This window comes from Metaclostridioides mangenotii, from assembly GCF_017873185.1.
Classification (GTDB): Bacteria; Bacillota; Clostridia; order Peptostreptococcales; family Peptostreptococcaceae; genus Metaclostridioides; species Metaclostridioides mangenotii.
This window is the reverse complement of sequence record NZ_JAGGJX010000002.1, coordinates 441,514-458,522: the sequence shown is the minus strand read 5'-3', so window position 1 is coordinate 458,522 and position 17,009 is coordinate 441,514. Positions and strand designations below refer to the sequence as shown.

The following is a 17,009-nucleotide window of genomic DNA, read 5'->3' as shown; positions in this document are numbered from 1 at the left end:
ATCCTTTCAAATTATCTTTTAATCAGCTTGTCTTTACCTTTTTTAACCATATCAAAAACTAAGTCAACTTCTTCAACTTTCATAAGTGTAATCATTATCAAGTATAATATTGCTCCACTTATTGCAGCTGCAGAAACAGATAATATCTCATTTACTAATCCTCCACCGAGAATTACACCCAGTTCTTTGTATATAAACCAAGCTACTACCCCCATAACAGCTGAAGCTACAAGACTCTTTAGTCCAGTCTTTACTATCTTCATTCCACCAAAGTGACCTTTCTTTCTCCTTAAAGAAAAGAATAAAAGGCTCGCTGTAATTATTGATGAAATACTAGTAGAAAGTGCTAGTCCAGCATGTCCTAAAGGTTTAATCAATATTAGGTTTAGTACTATATTTATAGTAAGTGCAATACTGCTATTGATCATCGGAGTCTTTGTATCGGTCATAGAATAAAATACTCTGTAGAGCACATCCCTAATACCACAAGCTAAAAGCCCCAACGAGAACAATTGTAGAGCTATAGTAGTAAGCTCAGTTGATGTAGCATCAAACTTACCTCTTTCAAATAATATTCTAACTATTGGCTCTGCCAAAATAATAAATCCAACAGATATCGGCAACACCACTAAAATAACACAGTTAGAAGACTTCACTATAGTACTTATAAATCCTTCTTGGTTATCATCATTAGTTAGTTTAGCCAGTTTTGGATAAATAACAGTTATAATCGAAGTAACAAATAGCGCTAAAACAAAGTCATTTAATTTACTTGCATAGTTTAAAGCTGCTAGTCTACCATCGCTTAAAGTTGTGGCAAGAAGTCTATCGACGTAAGTATTTATCTGTCCAATAGAAACACCGAGTAACATAGGCATTACTAAAATACCAAGTTTTTTAATCGATTCATCTTTTACATTTATATATGCCTGATACTTGTAGGACTTTTTCTTAGCAAATGGAATTTGAAAAATCAGCTGACTCGCCATCGCAATAAGAGCTCCTATAGGCAAAATGTATATCTTTTGAGTAACACCACTTATTATTATAGCTGAGATTAGTATAATATTGTAAGGTAAACCTATCAAACTCGGAACGGTAAAACTATCATTTACTTGTAAATACGATCCGATTACCTTACTTCCACTTATGAAAAGTACTCCTGATATCATAATTTTTGTGAAAGTCACTGCCGCTTGGAACTTTTCTGGATTTCCTGCAAACCCTGCAGCAAACACTGTTACAAACTGCTCTGTAAATACAAGTCCTAGTATAGCTATTATAATAGCTAAAACATAGCATAGGTTTAGCACGTTGTTTGTAAACTTCAAAGCTCTTTCTTGACCGTGTTTCTCTCTAGTTTCAACGTACAATGGTATATATGTTGTAGCAACTGCAGACCCAATTATGGCAATTATTAATCCCGGTATATTTAATGTAAGTACAAATACATCGGCATATGCTCCAGTACCATAAAAGTTTGCAAATATTTGCTCTCTAAAAAAACCTAATACTTTAGAAAGCATCGTAGCAATCATAATCCACGCTGCTGCCTTAGCTGTTTTTGACATCTTATTTCTCCTTATCTAAGTTAAACTCTCAATAACACTTCAAACTGTCAACTAAATGTCTTGAAAGCTTAAAGGGTCCCTCAACTCTATTTTGTTTCATACTTAATACCTCTAAATGTAACTATTAATAATAATAACGTTAGTATTGCCGAAGAAATAAAAGTTCTGCTTATAAATACGTTTAAAATACTATAAGGACCTACCTCTTCACCAACTTGGATTATTTCATCAACTTTATTGTCTTTTAAAAATTTCTCTTGTACATAACTAAAGTTTTCATTGCAAATAAGAATAGGCGTATTCTCCTTTGCAGCTACCACACCAAGAGATATGTATTCGTTTACATCTGCACGACTACCAAACTCTAAGTTAGCAGTATACACCTTTTTAATATCTTCCTCTTTATAAAATCTATTGATTAAGTCAACATTAGTATCAGACTTATTTATCTCTCCAAGTATATCAAGATTTTTAAATCTATTTTCTAGATCAGCAGTAAACTTTTCAGATTCACCTACTGCATATATCTCTTTGAGTTTTTTACCCTCTAAAAAATCCATTACATTATCAAAGTTTTTGTCATCCGCCCAGATTATAGGATAATGGTTTTTAGCTGCATAAGAATATATAGATAGTGCATTTTCTAGCCCTGTACTAGAACTAACTATAAAAGCCTTATCGAAATCTTTAGTTCTATATATTTCTCTAGCCATTTTAAGAGAAGTATCATATCTATCTTTTCCTCTAATTCTCTCAACATTCATTCCCATCTTTTCCAAGCTTTTTTCAGCATCCCTAGATACAGCATTTAAACCACCAATAATAGTAATGTTCTCTGCTCCAAGTTGCTTTATATAGCTTCTAGTTACACGCCCAATATTACCATTTTTAGTTACAACTATCGGAGCATCTTTAGCATATGCTAGAGGAGTCGCACCGATACTGTCTACTATAGATCTCTCATTTACAAGAATAACCTCTTTAGATTTTTTAAATACTTTCTTATTTAGATCAGCAGATATATCTTGCACTTTTCCATCTATCACTTCTTTTTTAGCTGCATCATATGCATTGATACACGTTCCCGTAAATATAAAAATCGATAAAGCTATAGATAATGTAGCAGAAAGTTTTTTTATCATAAATTCTCAAATCCTTTTCTAATTAGTCTCATTTTTAGCAATAAAAAAGCTCTTTTTAAAAGAGCTCAATCACTGATTGTAATCTAATATTTAAAATTATCTAGCTCCGTCTCCTGTAAAAATTACTTTAACAGTTCTAAGGAGTATTTTTAAATCAAGCAGTACACTCCTATTTTTTATATAGTAGATATCCTCTATAAGTTTTTCTTCAGGAGTAACTTCGTACCCGCCATTTACTTGAGCCCATCCTGTAAGTCCTGGTTTAATTGCAAGCCTATTGATAAATCCAGGTATTTCTTCATTGAACTGAGCAGTAAAGTTTGGTCTTTCCGGTCTCGGCCCTATAAGACCCATATCTCCCTTTAGTATGTTAAATAGCTGTGGAATCTCATCAATTCTAGTTTTTCTAATAAATTTTCCAACCTTTGTAATTCTAGGATCATCTTTCTCTGCCCACTGAGCACCATATTTTTCCGCATCTAACCTCATAGATCTTAATTTATATATATAGAAGCTTTTGCCGCATTTTCCTAGTCTCTCTTGTTTATAAGTAATTGGTCCTTTGTCATCTATCTTAATAAGAATTCCAAATATCGCTATTATAGGTATACCTATTACAAGTCCTAATAAAGATAAGACCACATCTAGTATTCTTTGATACACATCAAAAAGAATCGATCCCCTAACCATACTGTAGTCAATCTCACTTGCAATCTCTTTATCTGCTCCTGGATAGTTCTGTAATTCAGCTATTTCATAATCTTCATTAGTATATCCAGACATCGCTACCTCCATCATTGGAATATTGTTTTTACATTTAACTTATTCATACATTATACTCAAATTTCTACACTTAATCAATATAAGAAACAGCATTGTAAATAAATTTTTTCTTTAAAAAAATACGTCGTTATAGGCAATTCATCACGTTCAAGCCTAAAACGACATATTTTCACTTTATTTTTTTAACTTTTTCGGCGTTTTTTTTTACATAACTTAACAAAAATATACTAAATTTTTTTCTTATTTTAAAGTATTAACTATCCCTTTACCTACTTGAGTTCCCATTTGTTTTACTTTAGCGCTAGTATTAAGTTTTGACATATCATTATAATTGTCTATAAAAGCACATTCTATTATTCTACTCATATCTTCCTCCTAAGTTTCCAAATTATAATTTATTATAGAAATACAATATAATAAATTATATTGTATTTCTATAATAAATTAGGAGAAAAGTAACATCTTTTGTAAAAGATGTTACCCTCCTCCTATTTATACTTATAGCAAGATATATATTAATAATGATTTTGCAATTACGCACTCATTAATTTAATGTCTTAACGATTCCTTTACCTACTTGAGTACCCATTTTTTTAACTTGTTCCTTAGTTTTTAATTGACCCATATCTTTAGCACTATCTATAAAAGCACATTCAACTAATATTGATGGATAGTTATTGTTTCTAAGAACATACAGGTAATCTGTATTAGGGCTATTGCTTAAAGCTCTAGTTTTTATTCCTCTGTTTAAATAATCAAACTCAGCTAAAATACTGTTTAGTATATTTGTAGCAGCAGTTTTTGTAGGACCGCCGTTTTTATCTTTAAGTTGGTAGAATACCTCAACTCCACTTGCTGATGCATTGAAAGAGTTGTAGTGAATACTTGTAAACAAGTCTGGTTTAACTTGATTAGATATAGCTGTTCTTTCACCTAGAGCCATTGTTTTATCAGTGTCTCTAGTCATTACAACATTTATACCTTGACTTCTCAAGTACTCTGTAGTTGCTAAAGCTGTGTTAAGAGTGTATTCTTTTTCTTTAGCTACACCATTTTGATTACTTACTGCCCCTGAATCACTTCCACCGTGTCCTGGATCTATTACTACTGTCTTGCTACCTGTACCAGGGTCTGGATTAGTAGTATGTTTAGAAAGACTTGTAGCTATCGATTGGATAACACTATCTCTCATTCCTCCACCTATTTGGTAAACTTTGTTTGCTTTTTTAGCGTTTAAGTTATTTGTATGGTAAGCAGAAATATAAGTTTTTGGAGTTATAAGTATAGGAGAATTTAACTTCGCTGCTAGTGGTCCAGCTGCGAGAGCATCAACTATTACATCTGATTTTGCAACTAGCATTGAATTGTACTCCTCTTGTGGATAAAAATAACTTATAACTTTTGCATTAGTCTCATGTCTATCACTACCTGAAACTCTGTGCTTGTATATATTTTGGTCAGAATTTGTAGGGTATGATGGAGTTATAGATGACATTTGATGGATAACATTTGTATCTATACTAGCCTCTCCACCTATAAAGTAAGCTGTCTCTAAAGCTTCACCCCTTAACCAAGTTAAAGTTTCAGCTGGTATTGCTTCTTTATTTGTAAGTATAATAGGCTGTTTATCTTGTCCTGATTTTGAAGCTATATTTAAAGCATCATACTCTTGGTATCCATTAGCTATGTACGCTTTTTTTACGTCAACAGTTTTGTCTAACTCTTTTGCAATCAATAATGATGTTGCCATTCTATCTTTTCCACCTAAACGTGTGCTCGTAACATTTACCGTAGATTTTATATCTGAAAGTGCCTTAGCAGAAACAGAACCCTCATCACCGATTATTATTACTTTACTAGGATTTAATCTCTTAATCTCTGTTTTAGTGGTGCTTGGTAAACCGTTTTTGTATGTTAGAAGTATTGGAGCATCATTAGCTGTAGCCAATGGAGTCGCTGCTATCCCGTCTGCACTAAGCTCTCCATTTACTATTATTACTGTCTTAGCTCCATTTGGATAAGTTTCTTTACTTATAGCAGAAGCTGTTTCGTATCTATCTACACCAGATAATTGAGTTATCGGTGCTGATGTTTTTTGCGTATATGAACGAAGGGCTTTTGGTGAATTTGCATCACTTATTATAAACTCTTGAGTGACATCGTAGTCGCTAAGTTTTAGACCCATATTTTGAAGATCTTTTTTATTTAAAACCTCAGATTTCTCTGGGTTGTTTATTTTTATGCTTTGTAGTTCCCAAACATTTAAGTACTCTGGATCTTTATTGTATTCGATCACGCCCTCATATTCACCAGTCGACTCATTGTAGTTTAGAGTTGCTTCAAGCTCCATATCATAACACAAGAAATTAAGCGTTATGCTGTCTGCATTTGGCTTTTCTTTAAATTTAACACTAGCATTTGACTTCGTTCCTAGAAGTACACTTTTCTTTTCTAAATTTATGTTTAAGTCTGAGTTGTTATTCTCAACTGTACTAGCATTAGCTACTATAGCTATATTTGGTGTAACCAACGCCATAGATAACATTCCGGTTGCAAATATTTTGTTTAATTTTCTCATAGAACCCCCTCCTAAATTACTCAACAATTTTCAATCTTTTTACATTATAGCACAACGAAATACAAATTGTAACATTTTTGTAATATCTTAAGAAAAAAAGTAACAATTTTTACAATACTTGTTAATATTTCCCGAAACTACTCGAGTTCAGCATATTTACCATAAATTACCACTTGTATTTATTAACTATATTTTGATAACTATATCCTTTTTATACATAAACATCATCACTATCATCCAAATAATTAAGTAGCCAATAGCAAACACTAACGAATCCCAAGTCGATCCTGCCCAAGGCGTTATATATGTATAAGTAAAGTCCTCAATAAAATACAAAGAATTATAAGGCGGCGTACTCGATGTCACCACTCTGCACCAAAACAAAATCGCCAAACTTTCTGTGGCAACATAAACAAAAATTGGACTACTTCCAAGAGCGATAATAGGGGTAAATATCTTATTTACATTTAAAATATCACAAATAAAATACAGTATCGATAGAAATACACCATAGCTACCAGCTGTAAGCAATACAAAAGAGCTCGACCATAGTCTCTTATTGTACGGAAAATAGTTATTGAAGTATTTAGATAACAACAGCAAAACTATCCCAAATGCTAATATCAATAAAAATTTCTTGTATTCTCCTAGCTTTTTATTATTTACAATACTTCCTATACTGCATCCGAGCATACCCGACGCTATCGCTACAAAACTAGTAAGAAATCCGTCTGGTTCAAATTCAGGTTTGTACAAATGACCTTTAAAGAAGTACATGTCCACTCTTTGAGCTAGAGATCCTTCCATTTGGAAACCATAAGGCTTTGCTATAAAATAATAGCCAACTACAATAAAAGCAGATATAGCAATCATAGACGTGATTATAAACAAATCTTTCTTTTTAGCTTTTCTCATAAAAAGATAGACAAAGCTAGTTACAAAGTACACTAGTCCCATTCTCTGAAGCACACCTAATATTCTAATAGTGTTTAAATCCTGATTCTTTAAGTAATTCAAAAATATACCGAATAGAATAAGCATCACGCTTCTTCTGATTATACTTAGAGAAATCGTAAGTGTAGAATCATTCCTCTTCAATCTGCTATCTATAGATATAGGAATAGTAACCCCTAATGATATTACGAAGAACGGAAATGCAAAGTCCGCCAAAGTAACCCCGTTCCATACTGCATGTCTAAGTGGTGGATAAACCCTCTGCCAGATCGCTTGATTATTACCCACTATCATAAGGCCAATAGCCAAGCCCCTTATTACATCTATTGATTTAACTCTTTTTCTAGTTTTAGAGTCTTTGTTAGACTTTCTAGAATAACCCGTTTTTTTAGTTTTATTTGATCCTTTATCCTTATTCTGATATTTATCATTATCTTGATACTTATCTTTAGTTTGATTCTTGTCTTTATTCGAATTGCTACCTTGCTTTTTATTCTTGCTTCCAGTACTGCTTCCTTCTTCGTAATCCAGACTGTTTAGATCTTTAAGAACATCTCTACCATCAACTGATTTTCTTGTTCTCCCGAAATTGGTTAACGCATAACTCATAAAACCACCACCACAAATAAATTTATATAAAGTCTAAAAGGCCCACTGAAAATACAAATTAATTTTCAATGAGCCTTTGTTTTTCTAATTTGGAGCATGTATATACTGTATCTTATTGCTTTCAAGAGAATCGAACAATGGCTTTACTGAATGGTACCCTATCGCATATCTACGATCTTTTGGATCCCATTTCTTATACGCCTTTATTGCTTTGAATAACTTCTCTTCATCATTATTTAAAACATTCCAAGATTTTATATCTGGTTTGTCTTGTTTAAATTCTTCATATTTATATGGCTCTATATAGAATCTTAAATCTTTTATCTTTCCTTCTTCATACAGCTCTAATGCTGCTTCGCCCAAAGCTCTGTGGTCATTTTGAGTCATCATATCACCAAAAGGACTGACAGTCTTGACCTTTGCATTCGGATATTTTTCTAGATAAGATAAAATCATCTTTCGAGCCTTTTCTTTTGTCAAACTTCCATCTACTGCTCTATCATTATCAGCGTGGATGTTTTCTTTTTTTACACCTAAAGCCTCACAGCTTTCTTTGAACTCAGTATCTCTATAACTAGAGAACTCTTTTTCTGTAAGGTAGTATCCATGAAATCCTAAGTGGAAAGAACATGTACCATCTTCTTTAAGTACTTTTCTAACAGATGACTTAGATCCATCAGAGCAAAGTATAACATGGGTATCGCTAATTTTTGCGTGCTCAATTATAGCATTTCCCATACTAAGAACTTCATCATCTTGATGAGGTGTAAAAAATAAAGTTGTATCCATCATCATTTTTTATTACCACCCTAAAATACTTGCTAATTTTGTGTAAACAGCTGATTTTATTCCATTACCTATTTGTACAACTGTCCCCGGTTTATTTTCTTTAGACTTTATAGCCTTCTCTTGAGAATCAGTCATTTGATCTGTCGCAAGAAGTATTGGTCCATTATTCGCAGCTAAAGGTCCTGCTGCTAGAGCATCTATAAGCATATTATCATTACCATATCCATCTTTAGCTACATACAGTGTATTTATATCAGTATAGTAGTTTTCTATAACTTTAGCATTGGTATCGTGTCTAGTCTCTCCTTCAACTCTATCCACTTTGCTATCTTTAGCAACTAACTTAAGGTCGTTTTCAAGATCTGAAGAAACGTTACTAGTTCCACCGATTATATCTATCTCTTTGTCTTTAAGCATAGTCATAGAGTCCTTAGATAATCCTGTCCAACCATTAACTATTATTGGAGAATAATCTTCAGCAGCCTTTGCAGCTATACTCATAGCATCTGCTTCACCTTTTGCTCCGACAACATAAGCTTTTGTAGGTTCTGATACCTCACCCATAACTTTAGCAACTTCTAGTGAAGTAGTATGTCTATCATCACCTGCTAATCTCTCAACATTTTTAGTTATGCTTGTAAGTTGTTTTTCAGCTTGCTTAGAAACGGCTGACTCTCCACCAACAATGTATATGTTAGCAGATGGATTAGATTTTATTACTGATTTTATGTAATCTAAAGTAACTTGTGGCACCTCAGTATCTGAAGCTAGAAGTATTGGTGCAGATTTCATTTTTGCAAATGGAGTTGCTGCAAGTCCATCAACTATCTTACTTGAGTTAACTATTACTATATTATCTTTAAGTCCAGATTCTTTAGCAATCTCTATAGCTGTTGAATATCTGTCATCTCCTGCTAATACGTTTACTTTAACATCATTATTAAGTAAAGCATTTCTTGATTTTTCAAGAGTTGTTAAGTTTGTACTCTCTATAGTTAATTCTATAGGGTTTCCTTCTGCATCTATGTATTTAACTACGTAGTTGTATTTCCCTGTTTTCTCGTCTTTTTCTGAGATATCACTTATTTTTTTGTCTTTGTCTTTTACTATCTCAACACCTTTTGCTGATAGTCTGTATCCATCGTATATATCTGAAGCTGGTAAAACTGCTAGTTCTCCATTTTTGATAGTTACTTCTTTTATTATTTTCGATGGTATCTTAACTGGGTCAGCATCTCCTAGTTCAACTATATTCTCAACTTTAAATTTATCATCAAATTCTATCTTATTACCTGCTTTATCTAAAGGTTGAGCTTCTAAATTAACTTTGTTGTCCCCAACTTTTAAAGTTATAGTCTTTGTAGTCTTTCCTGTTTCTGTTTTATCCACTAAAGTTATTTCTAATATTTCTTTAGCTTCATCTAAAGATACTGTTACAGTTGCTTTTCCATATAGGCCATTAGTATTTTCTTTAATTAAACTCTCTATATTTTTAGCTTCTTCTGATAAATCAGCTAGAGTTTCATATTCTTCAACTGCTTTTGAAGTTATCTTACCATTTACTTTGGCATGACCTTTATCAGTTATTCTAACAACCAATTGAGCATTGTTTGGAATAGCTGCTATTTTCTTTTTAAGGTCTTCTGTATCTTTCATAACTGCTCCATCTGCCTTAATTTCATAAACTGGCAGAACTGTTTCTCCTGGAGCATTGTATTCTAAGTTTATATACTTTGATTTAATCTCTGATATAAAACCCTCTGATTCATTTACTGTTATTGTCTCTTTGTCAAACTCTGGCTTTTCCTCTGCGGCAAACACTGGTGCTACTGATGTAGCTACTGTTGCTCCCGCCATTACTATTGCAAGGTATTTTTTATTCATACGCTTACCTCCTTATATTAGATTAGTTCTAATTCATTCATTATATTACATTTTATAGTAGCTTTCAACATTTTTGGGACTATTAACCTTATATGAGAAAAAAAGGTTACAAATTTGTAATATTTTTCAACCTTAAGTGAATTATTCAATAGACATTTAAAAATCTTTATAGTATAATAGCTAATAGGAAGAAAGAAATTTCAAACATCTCTTTTTTTCCGTATTACTCACACGAAAAAAGAGACCGATCATTCGGTCTCTTTTTTTTATTTGTATTTATATTTTAAGTCGGCTTTTAAAGCCGACTATTTTTTATTTTTCTACTTATTCAACCTCATCAAACTTATACAAGTATTTTATAGTGTTTATTCTTATATTGTCATTTAATTCATCAAACATTTGGAAGCCTTCGACCTCGTATTCTTTAACTGGATCTTTTTGTCCTATAGCTCTAAGCCCTATATACTGTCTCAACTGATCCATAGCATCTATATGTTCAACCCAATATGAATCAACTACCTGAAGTAATACTTTCTTCTCAAGTTCTTTTACTCTATCTATACCAGTAACCATCTTTTTAAAATCGTAAACTTTCTTAGATATATCATAAGTATACTCTACAAGCTCGTCCACACTCATGCTGTCCATATCTGGAATCAGTATAGTGTTTATTGGCATAAAGGCATTGTAAAGATATTTTAAATATCTAACGTAATCTCTATTTTTAGTTAAGTACTTCTCAGCAGCTTCTTCAATTATGCTTCTAACCATCTTTTGAATTTCTTCTGATAAGTCTATATCATCAAGGACTTTATCTCTCTCTCCATAGATTATCTTTCTCTGCTGATTTATAACATTGTCGTACTTAAGTACATTTTTTCTTATCTCAAAGTTTTTACCTTCTATTCCTCTTTGAGCTCTCTCAATATTTTTAGATAGATTTTTACTTTCAAGAGCTTCATTTTCATCGCCTTTCATTCTAGACATTATCTTCTCTATACTCTTACCACCGTACAGTTTGATAACCTCATCTTCAAGACTCACGAAGAATCTAGATGTACCAGGGTCACCTTGACGACCTGAACGACCTCTCAACTGATTGTCTATTCTCCTAGTCTCATGTCTCTCTGTACCAATTACATAAAGTCCCCCAAGAGCCTTTACTTGTTCCTCTTCTTCTTTATCACCAGCACCTAGAGAAATATCAGTCCCTCTACCAGCCATATTAGTGGCAATAGTTACCGTATCTAATTTACCTGCCTTTGCAATTATAGCAGCTTCTTTATCATGTTGTTTTGCATTAAGCACTTGATGTTTAACGCCTTTTTTCTTCAACATCTCTGAAAGCATTTCTGATTTATCTATAGAAACCGTACCAACTAGTATAGGTTGTCTAGTTTTATGTATTTTTATTATCTCTTCAACTACTGCATTGTATTTAGCTTTTTCTGTTCTAAATACTTTTTCCTGCAAATCTGCTCTAAGAATAGGTTTGTTTGTAGGTATTTGGATAACGTTCATATTGTATGTAGATTCAAATTCAGTCTCTTCTGTTTTGGCAGTACCTGTCATTCCTGATAGCTTTTTATACAATCTAAAGAAATTTTGGAATGTAACAGTAGCCATTGTCTTAGACTCATTTTTAATCTCTACTCTCTCTTTAGCTTCAACAGCTTGATGAAGACCGTCAGAATATCTACGTCCATCCATGATTCTTCCTGTGAACTCGTCAACTATAAGTATCTCTCCATCTTTAATTACATAATCAACATCTTTATCCATAAGCTTGTGAGCTCTAAGAGCTTGGTTGATATGATGGTATATCTCTAAGTTATCTATATGTGTTAAATTTGTTAGACCAAAGAACGATTCAGCCTTCTTCATACCAGTTTCAGTCAAGTTAGCATAGTTGTCCTTTTTATCTATTTCGTAATCTTCTTCTTTTAATGTTTCGATAAGTACATTTGCTTGTTGATAAAGAGCTGTACTTTCATCACCTTGTCCAGAAATTATAAGTGGAGTCCTAGCTTCATCTATAAGTATTGAATCTACCTCATCGACTATTGCAAAGTTAAGCTCTCTTTGAACTTTATCATCTTTTCTAGTAACCATGTTGTCTCTCAAGTAGTCGAAACCAAACTCATTATTTGTACCGTATACAATATCACAGTTGTATTGTGCTTTTCTAAGAGATGGGTCCTGATCTTGAATTATAACGCCAACGGACATGCCTAAGAATTCATAAACCGGTTGCATTTGCTCTTTATCACGTTGTGCAAGATAATCGTTAACTGTAATTACATGTGCACCTTTTCCTTCTAAAGCATTTAAGTATACTGGAGCTATGGCAACTAATGTTTTACCTTCACCTGTTTTCATCTCTGCAATTTTACCTTGGTGAAGAACTATACCACCAATAAGTTGAACCTTGTACTGTCTCATTCCAAGAATTCTTCTACTAGCTTCTCTAGCAACAGCAAAAGCTTCAACCATAATATCATCAAGTGTTTCACCTTTATTTAATCTATCTTTGAAGATAGCGGTCATACCTTTTAACTCTTCATCAGTCATCGCCTGAATCTTTTCTTCAATATCTTCTATCTTATCTACTATATGATTAAGTGATTTAATTTCTATTTTATCCGACTTATCTACAATTTTATCTAATATTGACATATTCATTCCTCCTGTTAAAAATCTACAGTATCTATTATACATTAAATCAATAAATAAATCTTCTTTTTGGTTGAAGGAAAACGTGTTCTTATTTAAGGATTTAATTAATAGACATTTTCTGGAAAATATAGTATAATCGTCTTACTTGAAATAAAGTGGTTACATCTTATATTTCAGGTATTTCTCACAGAAAAAGGAACTAATATCGACAACGATATTAGTTCCTTTTTTATTTCTTTGCAATAAAAATAAATAAAGATTAGGTATTAACCTAATCTTTATTATTAAATATATATAATTTTCTAGTCTATATCGTTTATAGCATCCCAAACTTTATCGGCTATTCCGTATCCGATTTGGTATTTTTCATAATCTAATGTACCAACTTTTTTATCAAGAGATTTTAACGCTGATATTTGCTCACTGTTTAATGCATCAGTAGCTAATACAACAGGGTTTGCACCAGCTATTGCTCCAGCTGGTAAAGCATCAACTAATCCATTGTTGTCAGATTTAGCAACATATACTTTAGTAAATGCACTTGTTTTATAGAATTCATTTAAAACTTTAGCATTTGTACCTTGTCTATCGTCTCCAGCTAATCTTTTTACTTTACTAGTTATTTTTCTAAGTTGAGTTTCAACACTAGTTGGAACACTGTTATTACCACCAGCTATATATGCATCTGATACATTTTCTTGGCGCTTTAACCATGATTCTTGATCAGCAGTTAAACCATTTTCATCAGTCAATAATATAGGACTATTTTCATTAGCTGCAATTCCTGATACTGACATAGCATCCGCTTCTGCACGTCCACCTGCTACAAATACTCCATCAACAGCAGTCATTTTTTTAGCAACTTTCAGTGAAGTCTCCATTCTGTCACTTCCTGAAATTCTTTCAAAACTTATAAATTTATTATCTAATTGTTTTTCAACATCTTTAGATACTGAAGAAGTACCACCCACTATAAATACTTTTCCACCAAGTGCTTGTATCTCATCCATAGTATCTTCTGATATTGAATCTTTACCTGCAAATAATATAGAAGCACTATTAGCTTTTGCAAATGGAGTTGCAGATAAACCATCGGCTATTGCATATCCAGAAACTAATACAACATTTTTAATAGCTGGAGTATCTTTTCTATTTTGCTTACTTATTTCTATTGCTGTTGCTTCTCTGTCTAAACCAGCTAAAGTATTTATATCTAAACCTTCAACTGCAGATAAATCGTCAACTATTGAAGCACCATTTGCTTTGAACACTTTTGCTAATGCTTTAAGTTCTGAAGAAGTTCCTTTAATTGTTAAGTTAGTAAATAAAGATTTTACATCACTTTTTTCAGTAGGTACATTTAATCTTAATTCACTAGTAGTTAATGTACCGCCAACATCTCCACCTGGTTTAGTTGACTCATGATATTCTTTTATAAACTTAGCTATTTCGTTACCCTCTTTAGTAAGCATTTTAAGATCTTTGTTATATAAAGTATTAGCATTTACATTTTCTGCTACATCTTTATTAACAATTGTAAATTCTTTTGGATCTTCTTTATCATCATCATCTATATTAGATTTACTATATTTTAATCCTTCAATAACAAAGTCATCAGGATTAGTAACTATTTTACCGTTTGCATCTAACTTATTTTTGTTACTGTCTTCTTTAAAATCTATATCAACTTTTAAATCAGCTCCATCTGTAACTAATGTTTTTAATTCATCTTTCTTTATTTTAATTGTTTTATTTCCTGAATTATTTAAAGTTAATAGTATATAATCTTTTCCTGATTCTACACCAGTATCTACAGTTTTAAACAGAGCTTTTGATACTACTCCGTCTTCCTTATTTTGCTTAAGGTCTCCTTTTGCATCAAAGTGTAGTGCTTTTATAGCATCAATTTTTGTTTTAAGTTCTGTCATTTCAGCAGTGTCATATTTTTCAACTGTATAGTCAACAATTTTATCGTCAACTTTTGTATGACCAATTTTATCTACAACAGATAAAGTAAATGTATCTGCATCTGTATCTAATGCATTTACTACTTTTTCAAAGTCTCTTATCTTAGCTATAGTAGCTATTTTCTTAGCATTTTCATCATCTTTTATATCTAATCCAGTTAAAGCACTTTGATTTGATATATCTGTAACATCTGCTGTAACAGTATAGACACTTTTTCCAGCTAATCCCGGAGTATTTAACTCATCTTCATCGTTTACATATCTTGTATCAAGATATCCTTCTACTTCGTTCTTTAGGTCTGACATTTTTGCGCTATCTTTAGCACTTATTGTTTCACCATCTAATGATTTTGCAGTATCTGCGAATACTGGAGCAACAGAAGTTGCAACTGTAGCTGCAGCCATTAATACTGCTAAATTTCTTTTTTTGCTCATAATTTTATTTCCTCCCGACAATTATATTAATTACATCTCTTTTTATGTAAATTAACCGTTGTTTCTCGTATTTCTCACATATCTATCATATACTAAATTTTTCAGTATTTCAATAGATTTTACCATTTTTATTTCCTTAAATATGAAATATAATTAAATTTTACTAATTGTTTTTCCTTTTTTAACCACTCTTACTTTGCTATTTTTTATTCTTTATGATCTTTCTAACATTAGTCTCTGACATATGAAATTCCCTTGCTAATTCTCCATAGTTTTTTCCGTTAAATCCCTTTAAAATCAACCTATCACGTGATTCTCTCAAAATACACTCTTGTGTCGGTAGATATATATGCCCTCCTCCCCATTTCTTACTTAATTTTAGTAGATCCTCAATTCCCAAAACTTTTAATATTTCTCTAATATTTGTTTTCACATCTTCTTCTCTAAATTCTTTTATTAAATCTCTAATATCGTTCATATCTATCCCCTCCTAAGTATATTATTTCTTATATGTTTCTATTACATATTATTTTTAAATAACTTAAATTGTTGATAGTATTTTACGTCATTTGTTGCTAACGATATACATTTGATTTTAATTTAGTATTCAAACTTCACCTTTAATAACTACATTATACATTATCTATAGCCGATTTTTTTGTATACATGTCCCTCATATTCCTATTTACTTATATTTCGCACAATTCTTTTTACACTGTTACTGCTTATCCCGTACTTTAGTGCCAATTGATTTGAATTAACACCATTGTATTTTTCTATTATCTCTCTATTTCTAGCCTCTCTAATTATACAACTGTATATAGGTATGTACATATTTATACCTCCATAAAGCTTAGATAATTCTAAAAATTTTTCTATACCTATAACCACTATCATTGCATGAAAATTTTCTGGTATATCATCTAATCTTACTAACATATAATTCCCTCCAATCTATTTTATTGATTATATTTTAGCCCTATATATCCAATAGTTAAATATAAATTAATTGGACAAACTTTTTTAAAATATATTTTAATAACTAGTGTTTTAACTACATAAACACATATCTTGCTATCATAAAGTTACAAAGTAATTGTGCACATACTTTGAATAAAATTAGGAGGTAATTTTATGGCTATTGTTTCAACTAAAAATTCATCTAGTATAAAACTCAGTTTGGATTGTGGTATTGATGAGAAAGGAAAGACTATAGTTAGTAGTAAATCATTTAATAACCTTAAATTAGATGCTCTTGATGATGATATTTACGAAATCGTTGAATCTATTATGTCTTTACAGGATTTCAAATTATTACAAGTTAATAAAATAGATAATGCAACTTTATCTAAGTAGTTTAAATATAAAATTATATTATGGAGGTATTGTATGGAAACTAAAAGAAAGTTAGTTCTGAGTTTTAAGACTTCTGCTGATAAGTCTGCATCAATTTCAATTGATAATCCTAAGAGTGATATAACTGAGGAAGAGATAAAGTCTACTATGGGGTTGATACTTAGTAAAAATATATTTGCTGTTGATGGAAAGGATTTCGTTTCTTTAGTTAGCGCTAAGGTTACTGAGACTGATACTACTGTTTATGAGTTAGTTTAGGTAGGTG

14 protein-coding genes are annotated in these 17,009 nt (G+C 31.7%); 2 read left to right on the top strand and 12 right to left on the bottom strand.

Going from position 1 to position 17,009, the window contains the following annotated elements; translation table 11 throughout:
• Positions 1–11 precede the first annotated feature (11 nt).
• The 12 genes from murJ to J2Z43_RS08175 all read right to left on the bottom strand — a co-directional run bounded on the left by murJ (position 12) and on the right by J2Z43_RS08175 (position 16,327).
• Positions 12–1,571: a murein biosynthesis integral membrane protein MurJ gene (gene murJ, locus J2Z43_RS08230; RefSeq protein ID WP_209456735.1), complete on the bottom strand. Its 1,560-nt coding sequence runs from the start codon at positions 1,569–1,571 to the stop codon at positions 12–14.
• Between the two features lie 86 nt (positions 1,572–1,657).
• Complete coding sequence (locus tag J2Z43_RS08225; protein ID WP_209456734.1) at positions 1,658–2,713, bottom strand: cell wall-binding repeat-containing protein; 1,056 nt, start codon at positions 2,711–2,713, stop codon at positions 1,658–1,660.
• A gap of 96 nt (positions 2,714–2,809) precedes the next feature.
• Positions 2,810–3,496, bottom strand: a complete 687-nt coding sequence (locus J2Z43_RS08220; RefSeq protein WP_209456733.1) for a sugar transferase — start codon at positions 3,494–3,496, stop codon at positions 2,810–2,812.
• A gap of 240 nt (positions 3,497–3,736) precedes the next feature.
• Positions 3,737–3,862: an N-acetylmuramoyl-L-alanine amidase gene (locus tag J2Z43_RS08215; protein WP_209456732.1), complete on the bottom strand. Its 126-nt coding sequence runs from the start codon at positions 3,860–3,862 to the stop codon at positions 3,737–3,739.
• 178 nt (positions 3,863–4,040) lie between these two features.
• Positions 4,041–6,074, bottom strand: coding sequence for an N-acetylmuramoyl-L-alanine amidase (locus tag J2Z43_RS08210; RefSeq protein WP_209456731.1), 2,034 nt, complete (start codon positions 6,072–6,074; stop codon positions 4,041–4,043).
• Between the two features lie 186 nt (positions 6,075–6,260).
• Complete coding sequence (locus tag J2Z43_RS08205) at positions 6,261–7,637, bottom strand: acyltransferase family protein (protein WP_209456730.1); 1,377 nt, start codon at positions 7,635–7,637, stop codon at positions 6,261–6,263.
• An 84-nt stretch (positions 7,638–7,721) separates the two neighbouring features.
• Positions 7,722–8,432: a PIG-L family deacetylase gene (locus tag J2Z43_RS08200; protein WP_234926200.1), complete on the bottom strand. Its 711-nt coding sequence runs from the start codon at positions 8,430–8,432 to the stop codon at positions 7,722–7,724.
• 6 nt (positions 8,433–8,438) lie between these two features.
• A complete protein-coding gene (locus J2Z43_RS08195; protein ID WP_209456729.1) occupies positions 8,439–10,310 on the bottom strand; it encodes a cell wall-binding repeat-containing protein in 1,872 nt (623 codons plus the stop codon).
• Between the two features lie 324 nt (positions 10,311–10,634).
• On the bottom strand, positions 10,635–12,986 hold the full coding sequence (secA, locus tag J2Z43_RS08190; protein ID WP_209456728.1) for a preprotein translocase subunit SecA: 2,352 nt from the start codon (positions 12,984–12,986) through the stop codon (positions 10,635–10,637).
• A 302-nt stretch (positions 12,987–13,288) separates the two neighbouring features.
• Positions 13,289–15,388 carry a cell wall-binding repeat-containing protein gene (locus tag J2Z43_RS08185; RefSeq protein WP_209456727.1) on the bottom strand — a complete coding sequence of 700 codons (2,100 nt, stop codon included), beginning with the start codon at positions 15,386–15,388 and terminating at the stop codon, positions 13,289–13,291.
• A 199-nt stretch (positions 15,389–15,587) separates the two neighbouring features.
• Complete coding sequence (locus J2Z43_RS08180) at positions 15,588–15,866, bottom strand: Mor transcription activator family protein (protein WP_209456726.1); 279 nt, start codon at positions 15,864–15,866, stop codon at positions 15,588–15,590.
• Positions 15,867–16,069: 203 nt separating this feature from the next.
• Entirely contained in the window at positions 16,070–16,327 is a 258-nt protein-coding gene (locus tag J2Z43_RS08175) for a Mor transcription activator family protein (RefSeq protein WP_209456725.1), read from the bottom strand.
• 195 nt (positions 16,328–16,522) lie between these two features.
• On the opposite strand from J2Z43_RS08175, the gene J2Z43_RS08170 reads away from it, so the two are divergent.
• Both J2Z43_RS08170 and J2Z43_RS08165 read left to right on the top strand, forming a co-directional pair.
• On the top strand, positions 16,523–16,744 hold the full coding sequence (locus J2Z43_RS08170; RefSeq protein WP_209456724.1) for a DUF1659 domain-containing protein: 222 nt from the start codon (positions 16,523–16,525) through the stop codon (positions 16,742–16,744).
• A 33-nt stretch (positions 16,745–16,777) separates the two neighbouring features.
• Positions 16,778–17,002 carry a DUF2922 domain-containing protein gene (locus J2Z43_RS08165; protein ID WP_209456723.1) on the top strand — a complete coding sequence of 75 codons (225 nt, stop codon included), beginning with the start codon at positions 16,778–16,780 and terminating at the stop codon, positions 17,000–17,002.
• Positions 17,003–17,009: the final 7 nt, after the last annotated feature.

Bases quoted from the DNA above. Each gene is read 5' to 3' on its own strand.
- murJ (WP_209456735.1), bottom strand. From the start codon at position 1,571: ATGTCAAAAACAGCTAAGGCAGCAGCGTGGATTATGATTGCTACGATG.
- J2Z43_RS08225 (WP_209456734.1), bottom strand. From the start codon at position 2,713: ATGATAAAAAAACTTTCTGCTACATTATCTATAGCTTTATCGATTTTT.
- J2Z43_RS08220 (WP_209456733.1), bottom strand. From the start codon at position 3,496: ATGTCTGGATATACTAATGAAGATTATGAAATAGCTGAATTACAGAAC.
- J2Z43_RS08215 (WP_209456732.1), bottom strand. From the start codon at position 3,862: ATGAGTAGAATAATAGAATGTGCTTTTATAGACAATTATAATGATATG.
- J2Z43_RS08210 (WP_209456731.1), bottom strand. From the start codon at position 6,074: ATGAGAAAATTAAACAAAATATTTGCAACCGGAATGTTATCTATGGCG.
- J2Z43_RS08205 (WP_209456730.1), bottom strand. From the start codon at position 7,637: ATGAGTTATGCGTTAACCAATTTCGGGAGAACAAGAAAATCAGTTGAT.
- J2Z43_RS08200 (WP_234926200.1), bottom strand. From the start codon at position 8,432: ATGATGATGGATACAACTTTATTTTTTACACCTCATCAAGATGATGAA.
- J2Z43_RS08195 (WP_209456729.1), bottom strand. From the start codon at position 10,310: ATGAATAAAAAATACCTTGCAATAGTAATGGCGGGAGCAACAGTAGCT.
- secA (WP_209456728.1), bottom strand. From the start codon at position 12,986: ATGTCAATATTAGATAAAATTGTAGATAAGTCGGATAAAATAGAAATT.
- J2Z43_RS08185 (WP_209456727.1), bottom strand. From the start codon at position 15,388: ATGAGCAAAAAAAGAAATTTAGCAGTATTAATGGCTGCAGCTACAGTT.
- J2Z43_RS08180 (WP_209456726.1), bottom strand. From the start codon at position 15,866: ATGAACGATATTAGAGATTTAATAAAAGAATTTAGAGAAGAAGATGTG.
- J2Z43_RS08175 (WP_209456725.1), bottom strand. From the start codon at position 16,327: ATGTTAGTAAGATTAGATGATATACCAGAAAATTTTCATGCAATGATA.
- J2Z43_RS08170 (WP_209456724.1), top strand. From the start codon at position 16,523: ATGGCTATTGTTTCAACTAAAAATTCATCTAGTATAAAACTCAGTTTG.
- J2Z43_RS08165 (WP_209456723.1), top strand. From the start codon at position 16,778: ATGGAAACTAAAAGAAAGTTAGTTCTGAGTTTTAAGACTTCTGCTGAT.